We start from the raw sequence: 21,460 nt of genomic DNA, 5'->3' as shown, positions 1-21,460 counted from the left end.
GCTGGAGCGCCGCTTTTTCGCCGCTTTCCGCGAGGCATTGCACTCTTTGAGTTCGATTTGTGCCGATTTCAGCAGGGATGGCGCGCAAGTTGCACTTGGGAGGCTTTCCGTTGTCAGGTAACACCTTATGTCCAACGTAGAATGCAGCCTCTCTCCGGCGCTCAAACCGCGCCATGTGACCATGTTGTCCATCGCCGGGGTGATCGGTGCCGGCCTGTTCGTCGGCTCCGGTCATGCCATCGCCGCGGCCGGCCCGGCCGTACTGCTGGCCTATGCCCTGGCCGGTACCCTGGTGGTGCTGGTCATGCGCATGCTGGGTGAAATGGCCGTCGCCTCGCCCGATACCGGTTCCTTTTCCTCTTATGCGCAGCAGGGCATCGGTCGCTGGGCCGGCTTCACCATCGGCTGGCTGTACTGGTGGTTCTGGGTGCTGGTGATTCCGCTGGAGGCGGTGGCCGCCGCGGCCATCCTCAGTGCCTGGTTCCCGGCGATCGCCACCTGGCAGTTCGCCCTGATCATCACCGGCATCCTGACCGTGACCAACCTGTTCAGCGTCGCCAAGTACGGCGAGTTCGAATTCTGGTTCGCCCTGCTCAAGGTCATCGCCATCGTCGCCTTCATCGCCCTGGGCGCGGCGGCCCTGGTCGGGGCCCTGCCGGGTCGCGAGGTCAGTGGCCTGAGCAACCTGATGGCCCATACCGGCGGCTTCATGCCCAATGGCTTCGGCGCGGTGCTGGGTGCCCTGCTGACCACCATGTTCAGCTTCATGGGGACCGAGATCGTCACCATCGCCGCCGCCGAGTCCAAAGACCCGTCGCGGCAGATCAGCAGGGCCACCAACTCGGTGATCTGGCGGATCGCGCTGTTCTATCTGGTCTCCATCTTCCTGGTGGTGTCCATGGTGCCCTGGAACGATGCCCAGCTGCCGCTGGTGGGTTCCTATCAGCGTGCCCTGGAGATCCTGTCGATCCCCAACGCCAAGCTGATCGTCGACTGCGTGGTGCTGGTCGCCGTGGCCAGCTGCCTGAACTCGGCGCTCTATACCGCGTCGCGCATGCTCTATTCGCTGGCTCGCCGTGGCGATGCCCCGGCCAAGCTGGGTCGGGCCTCCAGCAGCGGTGTACCGCGAGCTGCGGTGCTGGCCAGTACCGCCGTGGGCTTCCTCACCACCATTGCCAACTACACCATGCCCGAGGCGGTGTTCAGCTTCCTGCTGTCCACCTCCGGTGCCGTCGCCCTGCTGGTTTACCTGGTCATTGCCGTGACCCAGCTGCGCCTGAGACGCAAGCTGATGGCCCGTGGCGAGCAGCTGGAATTCCGCATGTGGCTGTTCCCATGGCTGACCTGGGCGGTGATCGTCTTCATCGTCGGCGCCCTGACCGTGATGCTGTTCAGCGAAGCCCATCGCTTCGAGATCCTGGCGACCGGTCTGCTGGCACTGGTGGTCGTGGCCATCGGCACCTGGGTCGGCCGTCGCCAGCCTGCCACGCCGAGCCTGGCTGCTGCCGCACGTTGATCGCGAGAGGCTTCCGACGTCGCCAGGCGTCGGGAGCGCTCCTTTCTGGAGCACTGAGGCTTTTTCAGGCTGGACAGCGGGCGCGGTAACAGGTAGAACAGCACTCCTGTTTTGTTGGCTAAAGGCCAACTGTACAGCTCAGATTCCCGCGATGTTCCCTCTGGTAACCAAATTTTGCACTGCAATGGTGCAATACGTTACAGAATGACCCAAATTGCAGCAGTACAGTTGCAATTGTGTGCGAGGTGATCCGCGAACCTTTCCCTGTACTGTTACTGGTGGTAGCACTCGTCCGGCGAGACAATGGCGCCATTCGATGACCAGTACCCGTCACAAGCGGGAAGGAAAGCCACCATGGAACGCACCTTCAGTTCCTCGCTGTACAACGCCAAGCCCAGCACCCGTGTTCCCGCTGCCCTGCGCGTTATCTCCACCCTGTCCACCTGGCAGCGTCGCATCGCCAGCCGCAATGAACTGGCCCGTCTGGATACCCGTATGCTGGCTGACGCCGGTATCACCGAGGCCCAGCGCTACCAGGAAATGCACAAGCCGTTCTGGCGCTAAGCCCGGCCGCTGCACAGTTTCCACAGACCCCGCTCCGGCGGGGTTTGTTTTGTCCGCCGTCTGTACGGCAAACAGCAAAAAGCCCCGGCATGCCGGGGCTTTTCGTTACCGCCGGGGTGGGCGGTTACTGCATGTTGTTCTGGTTGCGGGCGTCGACCTTGTTGGGCTTGTCGCTCTTGAAGGGCACCTCGGCAGCGCCGTCGGCACCCCCCTTGACGGTAGTCTTGCCCGGCACCTCGGTGGTGGCGGCGCCATTGACGGCCGTGGCGCTCTTGGAAGCATCGGCCGCGAAGACACCCGTGGCCATCGACAGCATCACAGCAGCGGTAGAGGTGATCAGCAGCTTTTTCATGAGTTCGGCCTCGTCGAAATGAACCTGTGAATCTGATAGGGCCCGCACCGCAAGGGCGTCGGGCATCAGCTGCAGACGGACAGGTCCACAGCGCACATATCAGTTGACTGCCGCCCGGAATGCCGGGTTCCAGGGCATTTGTGAACATTTGTGGGCGAGTGGCCGCTCCGGCAGCGGGCGTTTGCACCTGACCCTCGGTGTAGCGCTTCCCAAGTGGCCTCAGGCACCTGACAATTCGTCAGACGAACCCACTGCGACGCGCGTGGTCAGTTCGCAGATCGCGCCTCTTCCACCAACAAGGACAATCATGAGGGCTCTCCGCCTTGCTCGCCTCTGCCAGGTAACGGCTGCTCTGACCCTGGTAACGCTGTTACCGGGCTGCTCCCAGGAGCAACCTCCCACCGAGGAACGGGCACGGGTGGTGGTGGCGCAGCTGAGTCCGATACGGGACAGCCAGCGCATCCCCTTTACCGGAGACATCCAGGCGCGCGTCCAGGCGCCGCTCGGTTTTCGGGTGAGTGGCAAGATCAGCGAGCGGCTGGCGGACGTCGGTGATCGCGTGCGCGAGGGCCAGGTGCTGGCCCGGCTGGACCCCCAGGATCTGCGCAACAACCTGGCCGCCGCCCAGGCCCAGGTGGAGGCCCAGGAAGCCCGCACGCGCCTGGCCCGCGTCGATTTCGAGCGCCAGGCCGCGCTGCTGCCCAAGGGCTACACCAGTCGCAGCCAGTACGACCAGGCCCAGGCCACCCTCGACGGTGCGCGCAGCGCCCTGCAGACCGCCATGGCCCAGCGCGACGATGCGCGCAAGCAGCTCGGCTATACCGAGCTGCGCGCCAGTGCCGCCGGAGTACTGACCGCCCGCCATGCCGAAGCCGGGCAGGTCGTCCAGGCCGGGGCGGCGATCTTCGATCTGGCAGTGAGTGGCGAGCTCGACGCCGTCTTCGATCTCTACGAATCCCTGGCCCGCGAACTCAAGGTCGGTCAGACCCTGCCCGTCGTCCTGCAGGCGCAACCGGCGATCACGACCCAGGGCATCCTGCGCGAGATCGCGCCGACGGTGGCCAGTAGCGGCACGGTGCGCATCAAGGTGCAACTCGATCGACCGCCAGCGGCCATGACCCTGGGCGCGGTGGTCAACGCCCAGCTGGAGGGCGTGGCCGAGCAGGGCTTCGCCCTGCCCTGGACGGCGCTGAATGGCACCACCGATCAACCCGCCGCCTGGCGCCTCAATGACGATGGCCGGGTCAGCCTGCAGCCGCTGCGCATCGAGCGCTATACCCGTGACAGCATCATCGTCAGCGACGGGCTCAAGGCCGGTGACCGCATCGTGGTCGCCGGTGGCCAGGCGCTCAGTCCCGGGCAGAAGGTCGAGCTTGCCGAGCGCTCCGCCTTCAACGAGGTGCGGCCATGAAGCCGTTGCTGCCGCTCTGCCTGCTGCTGGTCCTGGCCGGCTGTTCCGACGACGAGGCCCCGCCGCCGCCGATCCGGCCGGTGGCGACCCTGACCCTCAGTGCCCCGCCGCCCGGGCGCGAGGTCTTCGCCGGCAGCATCCAGGCGCGCTACGAGAGCGTGCTGGGCTTTCGCGTCGGCGGCCGCATGACCCGCCGGCTGCTGGACGTGGGTCAGCCGGTGCGGCGTGGCCAGTTGCTGGCGGCGCTGGATCCCACCGATCAGGACAACGCCCTGCGCAGTCGCCAGGGCCAGACCGCCGATGCCGAAGCCCAGTGGCGTGATGCGCGCAACGATGCGCGGCGCCAGCAGCAGCTGTTCGACCAGGGGGTCGGCTCGCGCTCCCAGCTGGACCAGGCGCTGACCCGGCTGCACACCCTGGAAGCCTCCCGCGAGCAGGCCCAGAGTGCCGAGCGCCAGGCCCGCGACCAGCGCAACTATGCCGAACTCCAGAGTGATTTCGACGGGGTGATCACCGCCTGGCAGGCCGAGGTCGGCCAGGTGGTCTCCGCCGGTCAGCCGGTGGTGCGGGTCGCCCGGCCGGATGTTCGCGAGGCGGTCCTGGATCTGCCGGCCCAGGCCATCGGCCAGCTGACCCCGGGACGTGTCCTGACCGTGCGCATGGCCCTGGATCCCGAGGTGGCGGTGCAGGGCCGGGTGCGCGAGATCGAGCCCCAGGCCGATGCCACCACCCGCACCCGGCGGGTACGCCTGACCCTGGACGAGCCGCCGGCCGCGCTGCGCATCGGCAGCCTGGTGCAGGGCGAGCTGGAGTCGCCACCGGCCGCGGGCCTGCCGCTGCCGACCCAGGCGCTGCGGCGTCAGGATGGCCGGGCCTCGGTGTGGGTGGTGGAAGGCCAGGGCGAGCAGGCGCAGGTACGCCAGCGTCCGGTCGAGGTGCTGCGCGAGGCCGCTGGTCTGGCGTGGATCGGCAAGGGCCTGAAGGTAGGTGAGCGGGTGGTGACGGCAGGAGTGAACAGTCTCGAGGAGGGACAGCGGGTGAAGGATCAGGAGGGCGCTCGGCCATGAAAGGCTTCAACCTGTCGGACTGGGCGCTGCGCCACCAATCCTTTGTCTGGTACCTGATGTTCGTCGCCCTGCTGATGGGCGTCTTCTCCTACATGAAGCTGGGGCGCGAGGAAGATCCGTCCTTTGCCATCAAGACCATGGTCATCCAGACCCGCTGGCCGGGGGCGACCACCGAAGAGACCCTGCGCCAGGTCACCGAGCGGGTGGAAAAGAAGCTCGAAGAGCTGGATTCCCTCGACTACACCAAGAGCTTTACCCGGCCGGGGCAGTCCACGGTGTTCGTCTATCTGCGCGACACCACGCCGGCCAAGGCGATTCCCGACATCTGGTACCAGGTGCGCAAGAAGGTCTCGGACATCCAGGGCGAATTCCCCCAGGGCATCCAGGGACCGGCCTTCAACGACGAATTCGGCGACGTCTTCGGCAGCATCTATGCCTTCACCGGCGACGGCTTCAGCATGCGCCAGCTGCGCGACCAGGTGGAGCAGGTGCGCCGCGAGATTCGCAGCGTGCCCGGCATCGGCAAGGTGCAGCTGATCGGCGCGGAGAACGAGGTCATCTACCTGGACTTCTCCACCCGCAAGCTGGCGGCCCTGGGCATCGATCAGCGCCAGGTGATGCAGAGTCTGCAACAGCAGAATGCGGTGACCCCCTCGGGCACCATCGAATCCGGCGCCGAGCGCATCAGCGTGCGCACCAGTGGCGAATTCCGCTCCACCGCCGATCTGGCCGCCGTCAATCTGCGCATCGACGACCGCTTCTATCGGCTCACCGACCTGGCCGACATCCGCAGCGGCTACGCCGATCCGCCCAGTTCGCTGTTTCGCTACAACGGCCAGCCGGCCATCGGCCTGGCCATCGCCATGAGCAGCGGCGGCAATATCCAGACCTTTGGCAAGGCGCTTACCGAGAAGATGCAGGAGCTGACGGCCGACCTGCCGGTGGGCATCGGCGTGCACGTGGTCTCCAACCAGGCGCAGGTGGTGGAAAAGGCCGTCGGCGGCTTTACCCGGGCGCTGTTCGAGGCGGTCATCATCGTACTGGTGGTGAGCTTCATCAGTCTCGGCGTGCGCGCCGGCCTGGTGGTGGCGCTGTCGATCCCCCTGACCCTGGCGTTGGTGTTCGTCTTCATGGAGTACAGCGGCATCACCATGCAGCGAATCTCCCTGGGCGCCCTGATCATCGCCCTCGGTCTGCTGGTGGACGACGCCATGATCACCGTGGAGATGATGGTGACCAAGCGCGAGGAGGGCGAGTCGCTGCACCGCTCGGCGACCTTCGCCTACGAGTCGACCGCCTTTCCCATGCTCACCGGCACCCTGGTGACGGTAGCCGGCTTCGTGCCCATCGGGCTCAATTCCAGCAGCGCCGGCCAGTACACCTTCACTCTGTTCGCGGTGATCGCGGTGGCGCTGCTCCTGTCCTGGATCGTCGCGGTGTTCTTTTCGCCGGTGATCGGCGTGCACATCCTGCCGAAGAAGGTGAAGCAGAAGGACCACGACCAGCCCGGCCGCCTGGCACGCTGGTCCGACGGTCTGCTGCTGGGCGCCATGCGCCACCGCTGGCTGACCATCCTCCTCACGGTGCTGCTGTTCGCCGCGGCGCTGTTCTCGATGAAGTTCGTGCAGAACCAGTTCTTCCCGTCCTCGGATCGACCCGAACTGCTGATCGACTTCAACCTGCCGCAGAACGCCTCCCTCGACGCCACTCGCGCGCAGATGGACAGATTCGAGAAGACCCTGGCCGACGATCCGGACGTGGCCCACTGGAGTTCCTATGTCGGCCAGGGCGCGGTGCGCTTCTATCTGCCGCTGGACCAGCAGCTGGAGAATCCCTTCTATGGCCAGGTGATCCTGGTGGCCAAGGACCTGGAGGCGCGCAATCGCCTGCTGCCCAAGCTCAAGCAGCGGCTGCGCCAGGACTTCGTCGGCCTGTCCGGCTACGTCCAGCCGCTGGAGATGGGTCCGCCGGTGGGCCGGCCGATCCAGTACCGCATCAGTGGCCCCGACGTCGCCGAGGTACGCCGCCAGGCCCTGGCGCTGGCCAGCGTGCTGGGCAAGAGTCCCCAGCTGGGGGACTTCCTCTACGACTGGAACGAGCCGGCGCGGATGCTCAAGGTCGAGGTCAACCAGGACAAGGCGCGGCAGCTGGGCTTCTCGTCCCAGGACGTGGCGCAGATCCTCAATGGCGTGGTGACCGGTACCCCGGTGACCCAGGTACGCGACGACATCTACCTGGTCAACGTGGTGGCGCGGGCCAGTGAGGCCGAGCGGCGCTCGGTGGAAACCCTGGAGAATCTGCAGATCATGACGCCCCAGGGCGTCGCGGTGCCGCTCAAGGCCTTCGCCCGTATCGACTACGCCCTGGAGCAGCCGCTGGTATGGCGCCGCGATCGGCTGCCCACCATCACCCTCAAGGCCTCGATCCTCAGCGAGATCCAGGCGCCGGATCTGGTCAAGCAGCTGCAGCCGGACGTGGATGCCTTCATCGCCAAGCTGCCGCCGCGTTATCAGGTGGCGGTAGGCGGCACGGTGGAGGAGAGCAGCAAGGCCCAGGGCCCGATCGCCGAGGTGGTGCCGCTGATGCTGTTCCTCATGGCCACCTTCCTGATGATCCAGCTGCACAGTATCCGCAAGCTGTTCCTGGTGGCGAGCGTGGCGCCCCTCGGGCTGATCGGCGTGGTGCTGGGCTTGATCCCCTTCGGCCAGCCGCTGGGCTTCGTCGCCATCCTCGGGGTACTGGCGCTGATCGGCATCATCATCCGCAACTCGGTGATCCTGGTGACCCAGATCGACGCCTTCGAGCGTGACGGTCGCTCGCCCTGGGACGCCGTGGTGGAAGCCACCCGGCACCGGCGCCGGCCGATCCTGCTGACCGCCGCGGCGGCCAGCCTGGGCATGATTCCCATCGCCCGCGAGGTGTTCTGGGGGCCGATGGCCTACGCCATGATCGGCGGCATCGTCGCGGCGACCCTGTTGACGCTGCTGTTCCTGCCGGCGCTGTACATCGCCAGCTATCGCATTCGCGAGCCGGGGCGTGAGGAACGATGAGCGAAACGGTAGGGCAAAAAAAAACGGCCCTCTGGCGGAGGTCTCCAGAGGAGACATCTGCCAGAAGGCCGCAAGGAGCTATCCAAGGAGCCACTGCCGGAGGGAAGGATTCGCGCGGTCAGAATGTCGAATCCACAGCGGCTCACCGCACCACTATCGTGCGTGCGACTTTTTCAATAAAGTGACGGCTTGACGAAACTCCATTGCGAAAAAGGCAATAATGGATATTTTCCAAGGCATGCGCATCTTCGTCCGGGTGGTGGATCTGGGCAGTCTCACGGCTGCCGCTCACACCCTCGCTCTGTCTACCGCCCAGGTGTCGCGCCTGCTGGCGGAACTGGAAAGCCACCTGCAGACCCGCCTGCTGCACCGCACCACCCGGCGCCTGGCGCTGACCGAGGCGGGTGAACGCTACCTCGAACGCTGCCGACGCATCCTGCAGGATGTCGGCGAGGCCGAGGCCGAAGCCAGCGGCGCCCATCTCAAGCCCCATGGCCATCTGCGCCTGCATTCCATGACCGGCCTCGGCACTCAACTGCTGGCGCCCCTGGTGTCACGCTTCTGCGCGCGCTATCCCCATGTCGAGATCGTCATGACGCTCTCGCAGAACCATCCGGCGCTGCTGGAGGATGGGCATGACATCGCCATCACCCTGGACACCGAACTGGCCGATTCGGATTTCGTCGCCCAGCGTCTCGGCGGTGTCTACAGCGTGGTCTGCGCGGCGCCCAGCTACCTGGCGCAGCGTCCGGCACCCAAGGTGCCCGCCGATCTCGCCGAGCACGACTGCCTGCGCCTGATGGATCCGAACTTCTCCGAACGCTGGGTCTTCGCCGGCGAAGACGGCGAGCAGCAGGTCGCGCCGCGCTATGTCTTCCAGGTCAACGTCGCCGAGGCCCTGGCCAGCGTGGCCCGCCAGGGCATGGGCATCTGCCTGCTGCCCAGCTACATCGCGGTCAACTACCTGCGCGATGGCAGTCTGGTACGGCTGCTGCCCAACTTCCGCCTGCGCGAGCGCAATATCCATGCGCTCTATCCCTCGCGGCGCTTTCTCGATGCCAAGATCAAGACCTGGATCGACTTCCTCAAGGAAGAATTGCCCGAGCGCCTGCAGCTGGAGAACCGGGTGCTGGAAGATCAGCGCTACTGGGCCAAGGACTAGGGCCGAGCTTGTTGCAGGTTTTGTAACAGTGATTTAGTTAGCATGCTATTTATTAGGCTGCGTTCTTTACCTAGAATGGTCCTGTACCCCGATGAACACGACCTTTTAGGAGTTCGCCATGAAACGTTCTCTGTCCGCCCTGGTGCTGACCCTTGCCACCCTGACCGCCGCCCAGTTCGCCGCTGCCGACGACAATCCCAGCCTGAGATACAAGCTGGTCGATCAGAATCATGCCGCCATGCAGCACTACAGTGATCAAGCCGCTCCCGCCGCCGACGCGCGTCGCTGAGCCGCTCCGTTTTCGAAAGACCACCCCTCTTTGCTCCTTTGGTCTTTCTCCGCCGCACCCTTCGGGTGCGGCTTTTTTATATCTGCGGCACACTGAGCCCCTGACCTTGTCGAGGTGCTCATGACCGCCATTTCCGCTCAACGACTTGCCGACCTGCGGGCCTTCCTGGCCGAACAGGGCGCCGATGCCTGCCTGATCCCCAGCGCCGATCCCCATCTGTCCGAATACCTGCCGGAACACTGGCAGGGCCGTGCCTGGCTGTCCGGTTTCACCGGCTCCGCCGGGCTGCTGCTGGTGACGCACCAGGCCGCTGGCGTCTGGACCGACAGCCGCTACTGGGAGCAGGCCACCCAGGAGTTGGCGGACAGTGGCATCGACCTTATGAAGCAGGTCGCCAGCCAGCCCCAGGCCCACCTGCAGTGGCTGGCCGAGCAGGTGCCCGCGGGTGGCACGGTACTGGTGGACGGCCAGGTGCTGTCGCTCGGCGCCGCGGCGGCCCTGCGCCGGGCACTGGAACCCAAGGGTATCCAGCTGCGGACCGACCTCGATCCCCTGGCGACGATCTGGACCGGGCGCCCCGCGCTGCCGGCCGCGCCTATCTACGCCCATGCGGCGCCCCATGCGCCCCAGCCGCGCAGCGCCAAGCTCGCCCAGGTGCGCCAAGCAATGGTCGAGGCCGACACCGCCTGGCATTTCATCTCTTCGCTGGACGACATCGCCTGGCTGCTCAACCTGCGCGGCGCGGATGTGCCCTACAACCCGGTGTTCCTCGCCCATCTGCTGCTGAGTCAGGACAGCTGCCAGCTGTTCATCGATCCGGCCAAGGTGCCGGCCGAGCTCCGCGCGGCCCTGGAGGCGGACGGCGTGACCCTGGCCGACTACCACCAGGCCGCCACCGAGCTGGCCAGCCTGCCGGCTGGTAGTCGCCTGCTGGTGGACCCGGCGCGGGTTACCCTGGGGCTGGCCGAGGCCGCGCCCCAGGGCGTCGAGCGGCGCGAGCAGATCAATCCCTCGACCCTGCTCAAGGCCTGCAAGACCGCCGCGGAAGTGGCCCAGGTGCGGACCGCCATGGAAGAGGATGGCGCGGCGCTGTGCGTCTTCTTTGCCCGCTTCGAGGCGGCCCTGGCCCGCGGCGAGCGCCTCACCGAGCTGACCGTGGACGACTGGCTGAGCGAAGCCCGCGCCGCCCGGCCGAATTTCGTCTCCCTGAGCTTCGCCACCATCGCCGGCTTCAATGCCGGCGGCGCCCTGCCGCATTACCGCGCCACCGAGGAGGCCCATGCCGAGCTCCAGGGCGACGGCCTGCTGCTGATCGACAGCGGCGGCCAGTACCTGGGCGGCACCACCGACATCACCCGGGTGGTGCCCATCGGCACCCCCAGCGCCGCCCAGCGCCGCGACTTCACCCTGGTGCTCAAGGGCATGCTGGCGCTGTCGCGAGCGCGCTTCCCGGCCGGCGTCGCCGCACCCATGCTCGATGCCCTGGCGCGCGAGCCGATCTGGGCCGCCGGCATCGACTACGGCCACGGCACCGGGCATGGCGTGGGCTATTTCCTCAATGTGCACGAGGGGCCGCAGTCGATTTCCTTCTATGCCACGGTCACCCCGCACCATGTCCTGCGCGAGGGCATGATCACCTCCAACGAACCGGGCATCTATCGGCCCGGCCAGTGGGGCGTGCGGCTGGAAAACCTGCTGCTGTGCACCCGCGCGGAAACCACCGAATTCGGCGATTTCCTGGCCTTCGAGACCCTGACCCTCTGTCCGCTGGACACCCGCTGCCTGGATCTGGCGCTGCTGCGCAGCGACGAGCTGGACTGGCTGGATGGCTATCACGCCGAGGTCCGCCGTCGCGTGCTGCCGCTGGTCGAGGGCGCCGCGCGCGACTGGCTGCTGGCCCGTACCGAACCCGTCGCGAGGACTGCCCGATGAGCAGCAACGCCCAGCAATTCGCCAGTGACAACTATTCCGGCATCTGCCCGGAAGCCTGGGCCGCCATGGCCGCGGCCAACGTCGGCCACGAGACCGCCTACGGCAACGACACCTGGACGGCGCGCGCCGCCGATCGCTTTCGCCAGCTGTTCGAGACCGACTGCGAGGTGTTCTTCGCCTTCAACGGCACCGCGGCCAACTCCCTGGCCCTGGCGGCGCTGTGCCAGAGCTACCACAGCGTGATCTGCTCCGACACCGCCCACGTCGAGACCGACGAATGCGGCGCGCCGGAGTTCTTTTCCAACGGCTCCAAGCTGCTGCTGGCGCCGGCCCATCAGGGCAAGCTGACGCCGGGCGCTATCCAGCAGATCGCCACCAAGCGCGCCGACATCCACTTTCCCAAGCCGCGCGCGGTGACCGTTACCCAGGCCACCGAGGTGGGCACCCTCTATGGCCTCAACGAACTGCAGGCCATCAGCGCCACCTGCCACGACCTCGGCCTGCACCTGCACATGGACGGCTCGCGCTTTTCCAACGCCGTGGCCGGCCTGGGCTGTACGCCGGCCGAGGTGACCTGGAAGGCCGGCGTCGACGTGCTCTGCTTTGGCGGTACCAAGAGCGGCATGGCGGTGGGCGAGGCCATCCTCTTCTTCAATCGCGACCTGGCCGAGGACTTCGAGTACCGCTGCAAGCAGGCTGGCCAGCTGGCGTCCAAGATGAGATTTCTCTCCGCGCCCTGGCTCGGCGTGCTGGAAAACGACACCTGGCTGCGCCACGCCCGCCATGCCAACGCCATGGCCCAGCTGCTCGCCGAGCGCGTGCGCGACGTGCCCGGCGTGGACTTCATGTTCCCGGTGGAAGCCAACTCGGTATTCCTGCAGCTCTCGGAACCGGCGCTGGAATTCCTGCGCAACCGCGGTTGGCGCTTCTACACCTTCATCGGCAGCGGCGGGGCGCGTTTCATGTGCTCCTGGGACACCGAGGAAGCTCGGGTGCTTGAGCTGGCGGCGGATATTCGGACGGCGATGGGCGGGTAGGGCGTATCGCGGCCGCTCCTACAGCAGCCAGATAGCCTGTAGGAGCGGCCGCATCGGCGGACCGCCACGGCCGCGATCAGCTCTGGCACGGGGATTGTCGCAGCCGTGGCGGTGCGCCGATGGGACGGGCCCGACGATCGATCGCGCTCTGGCCAGGGCGGATGGCGCTGAACGCCTGCTCGGCTGACGCCCTCTCCCCCTGGGAGAGGGCTGGGGTGAGGGTGTCCCTCGCCACCCTGTTCCAGTGGAAAAGGCTACGCCGTTTTCCACGCTACTTGCCGTAGGTTGGGTTGAGACGGCGCTATCGTCGAAGCCCGACATGGGCGGCTCCCCGAAGTCATGTTGGGCTTCGCTGCGCTCAACCCAACCTACGGCGGCTCGCGGTGGAAAACGCTGCGCGGTTTTCCACGCTACGGTGTTCTCCGGGGACGCCGCCCGCCCCAACCGTTACCATGGCCGATCTCTTTCCCGTCTCCAGCGATCCATGGCCAAGAAGTCCAGCAAAGTCCTTACTGCCTCGGTCAATCCCGCCGCCCCCACGCTGATCGACGTGGCCCGGGTCGCCGGGGTGTCGCCGATCACCGTCTCGCGGGCGCTGAATCGACCGGAGATCGTCAGCGAGGCGGCGCGCGAGAAGGTGCTGGCGGCGGTGCAGGCTACCGGCTACGTGCCCAATCTGCTGGCCGGCGGTCTGGCCTCCAATCGCAGTCGCCTGGTGGCGCTGTTCGTGCCGACCATCGTCCACTCCATCTTCGCCGAGACCGTCCAGGCGCTGATGGCGCGGCTGTCCCAGGCCGGTTACCAGACCCTGCTGGGCCTGACCGGCTACAGCGCCGAACAGGAAGAGCAGCTGCTGGCCGCGGTGCTGGGGCGCAAGCCCGATGGCATCGTCTTGACCGGTACCCTGCATACCGCCGCCAGTCGCCAGCGCCTGGCCCAGGCCGGCATCCCGGTGGTGGAGTCCTGGGACCTGGGCGAAGACCCGCTGGACATGCAGGTGGGCTTTTCCCATGAAGCCGTTGGTCGGGCCCAGGCCGAGCATCTGCACGCCCGCGGCTATCGGCGCTTCGCCGTGGTCTCGGTGGATGACCCCCGCGCCCTGCGCCGCTGTCGCAGCCTGGTGGCACGGCTGGCCGAGCTGGGCGTGGCGGAACCGCCGCTGGAGATCCTGCCAGCTCCCGCGCTGGTGGAGTCCGGGCGGGCTGGCCTGCGCCAGTTGCTGGCCCGTGACGAGGCCTTCGACGTGGTGGTCTGCAGTTCGGATACCGTCGCCCAGGGCGTCATGGCGGAAGCCGCCAGTCGCGGGCTGCGCCTGCCCAAGGACCTGGCGGTGCTGGGCTTCGGCAATCTTTCCAGCGCCGCCCAGATGCACCCGGCGCTGTCGTCGGTGAGTGTCGAGGGCGATCGCATGGGCACCCTGGCGGCCGAGGCACTGCTGCAGCGTTTCAACGAGGGCGACCAGGGCCGGGAGGCAGTGCGCATCGACACCGGTTTCCATATCATCGACCGCGCCACGACCTGACCGCCGGTCCTGATCTTGTTAGACGTCGTACTTGTATGGTTGCGCAATCATGGCTTAGTCTTGGGCAAACGCAAGGACTGAGACCGATTGTCGCATCAAGATATGATTGCGCAATCATCCTAGGGTCCGCGCCTTCAATAAAAACAATCACGCAAGAGGGATCCCCATGGATGCCACAAGACCGACCCGGGTGCGCTACCTGATCCTGTTGATGCTGTTCGTCGTGACCACCATCAACTACGCCGATCGCGCCACCATCGCCATCGCCGGCTCCAGCCTGCAGAAAGACCTCGGCATCAGCGCCGTGACCCTCGGCTATATCTTCTCCGCCTTCGGCTGGGCCTATGTGGCCGGGCAGATTCCCGGCGGCTGGCTGCTGGATCGCTTCGGTTCGAAGAAGGTCTATGCCGGCAGCATCTTCTTCTGGTCGTTCTTCACCCTGTTGCAGGGGCTGGTCGGCGGCCTGCCGGTGGCCTGGGCGGTCACCACCCTGTTCATGCTGAGATTCCTGGTCGGGCTGGCCGAGGCGCCGTCCTTCCCGGGCAACGCGCGCATCGTCGCCGCCTGGTTCCCCACCGCCGAGCGCGGTACCGCCTCGGCGATCTTCAACTCGGCGCAGTATTTCGCCACCGCGCTGTTCGCGCCGATCATGGGCGGCATCGTCTTTCACTTCGGCTGGGAGCACGTCTTCGTCATCATGGGCGTCCTGGGCATCCTCTTCTCCGGGGTCTGGCTGAAGTACATCCACAATCCCAAGGAGCATCCGCGCATCAACGCCGCGGAGCTGGCGCACATCCGCGACAACGGCGGCCTGGTGGACATGGACAACAGCGCCCGCCAGCGCGATGGCGGGCCCAAGTGGCACTACATCACCCAGTTGCTGACCAACCGCATGATGCTGGGCGTCTACCTCGGCCAGTACTGCATCAACGCCATCACCTATTTCTTCCTGACCTGGTTCCCGGTGTACCTGGTGCAGGAGCGCGGCATGACCATCCTCAAGGCCGGTTTCATCGCCTCGCTGCCGGCGATCTGCGGCTTCATCGGCGGGGTGCTCGGCGGGGTGATCTCCGACTACCTGCTACGCCGCGGCCACTCCCTGACCTTCGCCCGCAAGCTGCCCATCGTCTGCGGCCTGCTGCTCTCCACCAGCATGATCTTCTGCAACTATGTCGACGCCGACTGGATGGTGGTGGGCTTCATGACCCTGGCCTTCTTCGGCAAGGGCATCGGCGCCTTGGGCTGGGCGGTGGTGGCGGATACCTCGCCCAAGCAGATCGCCGGGCTCTCCGGTGGCCTGTTCAATACCTTCGGCAACCTGGCTTCCATCACCACCCCCATCGTCATCGGCTACCTCATCGCCGCCACCGGCTCCTTCAAGTGGGCGCTGGTCTATGTCGGGGCCAATGCCCTGGTGGCCGTGTTCAGCTACCTGTTCATCGTCGGTCGCATCCAGCGCGTCGAGCTGCGGACCGCCGACGGCGAGATCCTGGGCGCGACCCAGCCTGACCCGGCCCGGGCCTGAGCCCCGGCAGAGGATAAGAATATGAACCTGATCGATCACCGTGATTCGCCGCGCTACATCAAGCTCCACCCCCAGGACAACGTCGGGGTGGTGGTCAACGAACCCGGCGTGGCCGCCGGCACCGCCTTCGCCGATGGCCTGACCACCGTCGAGGCCATTCCCCAGAGCCACAAGGTCTCCCTGGTGGATCTTGCGGAGGGCGCCGAGGTGGTGCGCTACGGCGAGGTCATCGGCTACGCCCTGCAGGACGTTCCCTCCGGCAGCTGGATCACCGAAGCCCTGCTGCGCATGCCGGAGCCACCGGCGCTGGACAACCTGCCCAAGGCCACCGCGCCCGGCCAGGTCGGCGAACCCCTGGAAGGCTACACCTTCGAGGGTTTCCGCAATCCGGACGGCAGCGTCGGCACCCGCAACATCCTGGCGGTGACCACCACCGTACAGTGCGTGGTAGGGGTGCTGGACCACTGCGTGGAGCGGGTACGCAAGGAGCTCCTGCCGCGCTACCCCAACGTCGACGACGTGGTGCCGCTGTCCCACAGCTATGGCTGCGGGGTGGCCATCAACGCCCCGGATGCGGTGATCCCCATCCGCACCCTGCACAACATCAGCCGCAACCCCAACTTCGGCGGCCAGGCGCTGGTCATCGGCCTGGGCTGCGAGAAGCTGCAGGCCAGCCAGCTGATGCCGGGCGATGAGCTCACCGCCGGGCAGAACGAAGAGGAGTGGCTGTTCCGCCTGCAGGATTCGGCCAACGGCTTCGCCGGCATGGTCGAGCAGATCCTGGGGCTGATCGAGGCGCGTCTGGAGGTGCTCAATGGGCGCCGCCGCGAGACGGTGCCGGCTTCCGAGCTGGTGGTGGGCATGCAGTGCGGCGGCAGCGACGCCTTCTCCGGCATCACCGCCAACCCGGCCCTGGGCGTGGCCGCCGATCTGCTGGTGCGCGCCGGCGCCACCGTGATGTTTTCCGAGAACACCGAGGTGCGCGACGGCATCCACCTGCTGACCCCGCGCGCCGCCACCCCCGAGGTGGCCGATGCCCTGATCCGCGAGATGGACTGGTACGACCGCTACCTGGAACGGGGCATGGCCGATCGCAGTGCCAATACCACCCCTGGTAACAAGAAGGGCGGGCTGAACAATATCGTCGAAAAGGCCATGGGGTCGATCGCCAAGTCGGGTACCAGCCCCATCGCCGGGGTCATCGCACCCGGCGAGAAGATCCGCGGCAAGGGCCTGTACTTCGCTGCCACCCCGGCCAGTGACTTCATCTGCGGCACCCTGCAACTGGCCGCGGGCATGAACCTGCACATCTTCACCACCGGTCGCGGCACCCCCTACGGGCTGTCCATGGTGCCGGTGATCAAGGTCTCGACCCGCACCCAGCTGGCCGAGCGCTGGCCGGACCTGATCGATATCGATGCCGGTCGAGTGGTGAGTGGGCGGCTGTCGCTGGAGGAGATGGGCTGGGAGATCTTCCAGTGCTATCTGGACGTGGCCAGCGGCCGCCGCCAGACCTGGGCCGAGCGCCATCGTCTGCACAACGACCTGGCGCTGTTCAATCCGGCTCCGGTGACCTGATCTATGCGGCAATGAAAAAGGGCCGATCCCTCGCGGGGTCGGCCCTTTTTCATTGCCGCGCTGCGCGGCTCAATCGGTCAGGGCGCTGCCGCTGATCGGTCGCAGGCTTGGCTGGTTTTCGTCTTCCGGATCACGCATCAGCACGTAGCCGAGGATGATGCCGACGAAGAGATTGCCGACGCCGATATCGAAGAGGTCGGTGGTCCAGCCGATCAGGCAGAGGCAGAAGGCGATGGCCAGCAGGGTGTGGCTGAGGCGGTCGGGCGCGGTGTGCAGGCGGATGAACACCGGCAGCTGCATGGCATAGCCGAGGATGCCGACCACGCCGAACACGCACCAGAGATAGACCACGCTGCTGTCGCTGGTGACGAAGAGGTCGATCCCCGGCACGGGGAAGGCGGCCATGGAGCTGCCGAACAGGCCGAAGCCGGCACCTTCCACGGTCCAGCCATGGCGGCTCATTTCCGCGACGACATTCGGCCAGGTGTTGACCAGGCGATCGTAGAAGGAGGCCAGGCCGCTGTCGCTCATCACCACCAGGGGATCGAAGTCGCGGATCAGGCTCAGCACCGGCAGCAGCATGCCACCCACCACCGCCAGCAGGATCAGCGCATAGGTCGGCCACTGGAAGCGGCGGGTCATCATCAGCGCCAGGGTAAAGGCGAAGGCCGCTGCCGGCGCCTTGCTGGTGGTGAGCAGGATGCCGAAGAAGCCGACCAGGGCGACCACCAGCCAGAGCGTCCTGGAGCGGGCGAATTGCGCGAGGAACAGGCAGTAGACCGCGATCAGCGCCGCCAGCACGTTGGAGACCCGGGCGAAGCCGGCGATCCGGTCCTCTTCACCGGCGACCCACTGGGTATTGCCGGCGATGTCGTTGCCGCCGAGGTTGTAGCTGTAGCCTTTCCAGGGCACCGAGGTGTACTTGTCCAGAGCGATGCCGACCAGGCTGGCGAGCAGCAGCAGGAACATGGCGCGGCCCAGCAGGCGGCGCTGCTTGAGCAATTCGCGGCCGCAGACCAGACCGAACAGCAGCGGGCTGTAGACGAACAGCGAGAACAGCACGTTGTTGAAGGTCCCGCCATGCAGCAGGGCGAGGGCGGCATAGGCCAGCCCGGCGAACAGGCCGACCCAGATCACCCGGGGCAGCTTGACCGTCGCCACCTGCAGGGCGAACAGCGCCAGACAGGCGATCTTGGGCAGATAGACCAACGCCGAGGCGCCGACCATGTCCAGGGCATAGCGCAGAAAGCCGGAAAAGGTCTCGACCACCAGCAGACCGATGGCCGTCCACACCATGAGGGTGGAATAGCGCCATTCGAGCACACGCTGGAAGGGGGAGGGGGTGGCGGTTGCAACCGACATGATGATCATCCCTGTCTTGATGCCGATGGCGCCGGAGGCCACCAGTCCTGACGTAAGAAGCGAGGACCGTCGGGGCACGCCACCTTGGCGTTATCGACGGACTGCTGACGCAAAAGCGCATAGGCGGGCACGCTACCGCCAGCGACTACCGAAGCCGGTCGCGGCGAGGGCGTGAGAAGTAAGCCGAAGGGATGATAGCGGAGGGCTTCCGGCGCCTGTCAAACGACGCCGGGCCGACTGGAAATCCTCAACGCGGATATCAGAAGCAGGCCACAAAAAGCCCGCTAATTGACCATCCGCCAGGTCAGGGGGTAGCGGTAGTCGCGGCCCTGGTTGGCCTTGATGCCGGCGATCACCGTCAGCACGAAGGCCACGCAGGCCACCAGCAGCATCAGCGGAAAACCGATCAGCACCCACACCAGCAGCCAGCAGATCATGTGCAGCAGGGTGACGGTGAGCTGGAAGTTCAGCGCCTCCTTGCCCTGCCGGTCGATGAAGGGGTCGTCCTCGCGCTTGAACTGCCAGACCACCAGCGGACCTATCACGTTACCGATGAAGGGCACCACGAAGCCCAGGAAGGCGGCGTAGTGGCAGAGCATGGCCCAGCGCCGGGCTTCGGCGCTGGGGGCGGGGACGAGATCGTGCATGAGGGCTTCCTTACTCGCCGCGCAGGGCGGCTTGCTGGAGCTCGAACAGGTCGCGTAGGCCACCCTGGGCCAGTTCGAGCATGGCGTTGAGTTCGGCCGGCTGGAAGGGCGCGCCTTCGGCGGTGCCCTGCACCTCGATGAAGCCACCGGCATCGGTCATGATCACGTTGAGATCGGTCTCGGCGGCGGAGTCTTCCAGGTAGTCCAGGTCGAGCACCGGGGTGCCCTGGTAGATGCCCACGGAGATGGCGGCCACCATCTGCTTGAGCGGATTGCCCTTGAGGCTGCCACGGCGCTTGAGTGCGCCCAGGGCGTCGACCAGGGCCACGCAGGCACCGGTCACCGAGGCGGTGCGGGTACCGCCGTCGGCCTGGATGACGTCGCAGTCGATGTAGATGGTGTTCTCGCCCAGCTTGGACAGGTCGACGGCGGCGCGCAGCGACCGACCGATCAGCCGCTGGATCTCCAGGGTCCGACCGCCCTGCTTGCCCTTGGCGGCTTCACGCTGATTCCGCTCGCCGGTCGCGCGCGGCAGCATGCCGTATTCGGCGGTGAGCCAGCCCTGGCCCTTGCCCTTGAGAAAGCGCGGCACCCCGGCCTCGACGCTGGCGGTGCAGATCACCTTGGTATCGCCGAACTCCACCAGAACCGAACCCTCGGCGTGCTTGGTGTACTGACGGGTGATGCGGATGGGGCGCAGCTGATCGGCGGCGCGGCCACTGGGACGCTTCATTGCGGGCTTCCTGTAAGGCGTAGATATCAGACCCATAGTATAGAGAGCGTCCTGCTCATGCGACACGGATGCATTGGGTCGCTCCGATCAGGTGCGCTAGAATCGTGCGTTTTACATGCGTGGTCGCTCGGGATCGCCCCAGATCCGCGCATCGTCAGACGAGGATCCTGCCATGGTGCACAGCATGACGGCGTTCGCCCGGGTCGAGCGGCCAGGACCCCAGGGCACCCTGAGCTGGGAGTTGCGCTCGGTCAATCATCGCTACCTGGAGCCCCACCTGCGGCTGCCGGAGACCTTTCGCGATCTGGAATCCGGCGTGCGCGAGGCGCTGCGCCGGCGCCTGTCGCGGGGCAAGCTGGAGTGCGTGCTGCGCGAGGAACGCGACGAGAGCGTGGCTTTGCGCATCGATGCCCGCCGGGCCGCGCAGCTGGTGGCCGCTGCCGAAGACATCGCCGCGCTGATCGCGCGTCCGGCCAAGCTCGACCCCCTGGCCGTGCTGGCCTGGCCCGGGGTGCTGGCGGGCGCCGAGGTGGATGGCGCCGAACTCAAGGCCCAGACCCTGGCGCTGTTCGAGGCGGCGCTGGATGAATTGCTCGACGGCCGGCAGCGCGAGGGGCGCGAACTGGCGCGACTGATCGAGGAGCGCCTGGCCCAGGTGCTGGCGGAGATGGCGACGCTGCGCGCGCTGCTGCCCGAACTGCTGGCCCTGCAGCGGCGCCGTATCCTCGAGCGCTGCGCCGAGGCAGGCGTCGAGTTCGAACCGTCACGGCTGGAGCAGGAGCTGGTACTGCTGGCGCAGAAGAGCGACGTGGCCGAGGAGCTGGATCGGCTGGAGACCCATGTGGCCGAGGTGCGGCGGGTCCTCGCGGGCAGCGGCGCGGCCGGACGGCGGCTGGATTTCCTCATGCAGGAGCTCAATCGCGAGGCCAATACCCTGGGTTCCAAGGCCATCGACGCCCGTGCCTCTCAGGCGGCCATCAATCTCAAGGTGCTCATCGAACAGATGCGTGAGCAAGTGCAGAACATCGAATAGGCGGACCTTCATGACAGCCCTTCCCGGCACCCTCTACATCGTTTCCGCGCCCTCCGGCGCCGGCAAGACCAGCCTGGTCAAGGCCTTGCTGGACGCCCTGCCCGACATCCGCTTGTCGGTCTCCCACACCACCCGCGCCATGCGCCCGGGTGAAACCGACGGGGTGAACTACCACTTCGTCGATTGCGCGACCTTTACCAACCTGCTCGAGCACGGCGACTTCCTCGAACACGCCGAGGTATTCGGCAACTATTACGGTACCTCCCAGGCTGCCCTGGAACGTGACCTCGCCGAAGGTCACGACCTGATCCTGGAAATCGACTGGCAGGGCGCCCAGCAGGTCCGCCGCAAGCTGCCCCACGCCCAGTCGATCTTCATCCTGCCGCCGAGCCAGGCCGCCCTGCGCCAGCGCCTGGACAATCGCGGCCAGGACAGCGCCGAAATCATCGAACGCCGCATGCGCGAGGCGGTGAGCGAGATGAGCCACTATGTCGAATACGACTACCTGATCATCAACGACGATTTCGCCAGCGCCCTGGAAGACCTCAAGTCGATCTTCCGCACCCGCCAGCTGCGCCTGGATCGCCAGCAGCGCCGCCACGATGACCTGCTGGTGGATCTGCTGGGCTGATACCCGTATTACGGCTCACGTCCTCAGGGCGTGGGCCTGGCTGCACCGG

18 protein-coding genes are annotated in these 21,460 nt (G+C 66.5%); 14 read left to right on the top strand and 4 right to left on the bottom strand.

The window, feature by feature from the left end; all coding sequences use genetic code 11:
* Nucleotides 1–127: 127 nt before the first annotated feature.
* Nucleotides 128–1,516, top strand: a complete 1,389-nt coding sequence (gabP, locus tag PVZ72_RS17445) for a GABA permease (protein WP_133860392.1) — start codon at nucleotides 128–130, stop codon at nucleotides 1,514–1,516.
* A gap of 354 nt (nucleotides 1,517–1,870) precedes the next feature.
* Nucleotides 1,871–2,080, top strand: coding sequence for a DUF1127 domain-containing protein (locus PVZ72_RS17440; protein ID WP_133860393.1), 210 nt, complete (start codon nucleotides 1,871–1,873; stop codon nucleotides 2,078–2,080).
* 124 nt (nucleotides 2,081–2,204) lie between these two features.
* Here the strand turns inward: PVZ72_RS17440 and PVZ72_RS17435 are convergent, their stop codons facing one another.
* Nucleotides 2,205–2,432 (bottom strand): hypothetical protein, encoded by a 228-nt coding sequence (locus tag PVZ72_RS17435; protein WP_133860394.1) that lies wholly within the window; start codon nucleotides 2,430–2,432, stop codon nucleotides 2,205–2,207.
* Nucleotides 2,433–2,739: 307 nt separating this feature from the next.
* Here PVZ72_RS17435 and PVZ72_RS17430 point away from each other — a divergent pair, with 307 nt between their 5' ends.
* The 10 genes from PVZ72_RS17430 (at nucleotide 2,740) to garD (ending at nucleotide 17,005) form a co-directional block, all read left to right on the top strand.
* Nucleotides 2,740–3,843, top strand: coding sequence for an efflux RND transporter periplasmic adaptor subunit (locus PVZ72_RS17430; protein ID WP_273862582.1), 1,104 nt, complete (start codon nucleotides 2,740–2,742; stop codon nucleotides 3,841–3,843).
* Entirely contained in the window at nucleotides 3,840–4,910 is a 1,071-nt protein-coding gene (locus PVZ72_RS17425; protein ID WP_133860396.1) for an efflux RND transporter periplasmic adaptor subunit, read from the top strand. Before PVZ72_RS17430 ends, PVZ72_RS17425 begins: the two co-directional genes overlap by 4 nt.
* The gene (locus tag PVZ72_RS17420) at nucleotides 4,907–7,960 is read left to right on the top strand and encodes an efflux RND transporter permease subunit (protein WP_133860397.1); all 3,054 of its coding nucleotides are present in this window, start codon (nucleotides 4,907–4,909) and stop codon (nucleotides 7,958–7,960) included. The genes PVZ72_RS17425 and PVZ72_RS17420 overlap by 4 nt, the downstream gene beginning before the upstream one ends.
* Nucleotides 7,961–8,180: 220 nt before the next feature.
* Entirely contained in the window at nucleotides 8,181–9,122 is a 942-nt protein-coding gene (locus PVZ72_RS17415; RefSeq protein WP_218568699.1) for a LysR family transcriptional regulator, read from the top strand.
* Nucleotides 9,123–9,240: 118 nt separating this feature from the next.
* Complete coding sequence (locus PVZ72_RS17410; protein ID WP_166655881.1) at nucleotides 9,241–9,411, top strand: hypothetical protein; 171 nt, start codon at nucleotides 9,241–9,243, stop codon at nucleotides 9,409–9,411.
* A 120-nt stretch (nucleotides 9,412–9,531) separates the two neighbouring features.
* Entirely contained in the window at nucleotides 9,532–11,343 is a 1,812-nt protein-coding gene (locus PVZ72_RS17405) for an aminopeptidase P family protein (protein ID WP_273862581.1), read from the top strand.
* A complete protein-coding gene (locus PVZ72_RS17400; RefSeq protein ID WP_187980869.1) occupies nucleotides 11,340–12,380 on the top strand; it encodes a threonine aldolase family protein in 1,041 nt (346 codons plus the stop codon). Before PVZ72_RS17405 ends, PVZ72_RS17400 begins: the two co-directional genes overlap by 4 nt.
* Nucleotides 12,381–12,864: 484 nt before the next feature.
* Nucleotides 12,865–13,902: a LacI family DNA-binding transcriptional regulator gene (locus PVZ72_RS17395; RefSeq protein WP_273862580.1), complete on the top strand. Its 1,038-nt coding sequence runs from the start codon at nucleotides 12,865–12,867 to the stop codon at nucleotides 13,900–13,902.
* Between the two features lie 166 nt (nucleotides 13,903–14,068).
* On the top strand, nucleotides 14,069–15,427 hold the full coding sequence (locus PVZ72_RS17390) for an MFS transporter (RefSeq protein ID WP_187980870.1): 1,359 nt from the start codon (nucleotides 14,069–14,071) through the stop codon (nucleotides 15,425–15,427).
* A gap of 21 nt (nucleotides 15,428–15,448) precedes the next feature.
* A complete protein-coding gene (gene garD / locus PVZ72_RS17385; RefSeq protein WP_273862579.1) occupies nucleotides 15,449–17,005 on the top strand; it encodes a galactarate dehydratase in 1,557 nt (518 codons plus the stop codon).
* Nucleotides 17,006–17,074: 69 nt separating this feature from the next.
* On the opposite strand, the gene PVZ72_RS17380 is transcribed toward garD, so the two are convergent.
* From PVZ72_RS17380 to rph, 3 genes are all read right to left on the bottom strand, one after another.
* A complete protein-coding gene (locus PVZ72_RS17380; protein WP_273862578.1) occupies nucleotides 17,075–18,367 on the bottom strand; it encodes a hypothetical protein in 1,293 nt (430 codons plus the stop codon).
* A gap of 284 nt (nucleotides 18,368–18,651) precedes the next feature.
* A complete protein-coding gene (locus PVZ72_RS17375) occupies nucleotides 18,652–19,014 on the bottom strand; it encodes a DUF4870 domain-containing protein (RefSeq protein ID WP_017639343.1) in 363 nt (120 codons plus the stop codon).
* 10 nt (nucleotides 19,015–19,024) lie between these two features.
* Complete coding sequence (gene rph, locus PVZ72_RS17370; protein ID WP_158889688.1) at nucleotides 19,025–19,747, bottom strand: ribonuclease PH; 723 nt, start codon at nucleotides 19,745–19,747, stop codon at nucleotides 19,025–19,027.
* A 172-nt stretch (nucleotides 19,748–19,919) separates the two neighbouring features.
* Between rph and PVZ72_RS17365 the strand changes: the two genes are divergently transcribed.
* Together PVZ72_RS17365 and gmk are read left to right on the top strand one after the other, a co-directional pair.
* A complete protein-coding gene (locus PVZ72_RS17365; RefSeq protein ID WP_273862577.1) occupies nucleotides 19,920–20,780 on the top strand; it encodes a YicC/YloC family endoribonuclease in 861 nt (286 codons plus the stop codon).
* 10 nt (nucleotides 20,781–20,790) lie between these two features.
* Nucleotides 20,791–21,411, top strand: a complete 621-nt coding sequence (gene gmk / locus PVZ72_RS17360) for a guanylate kinase (protein ID WP_133860406.1) — start codon at nucleotides 20,791–20,793, stop codon at nucleotides 21,409–21,411.
* Nucleotides 21,412–21,460 lie beyond the last annotated feature (49 nt).

It is taken from the genome of Pseudomonas sp. LA5, from assembly GCF_028640825.1.
Taxonomy (GTDB): domain Bacteria; phylum Pseudomonadota; class Gammaproteobacteria; order Pseudomonadales; family Pseudomonadaceae; genus Chryseomonas; species Chryseomonas aestiva.
This window is presented reverse-complemented; position numbering and strand designations above follow the sequence as displayed.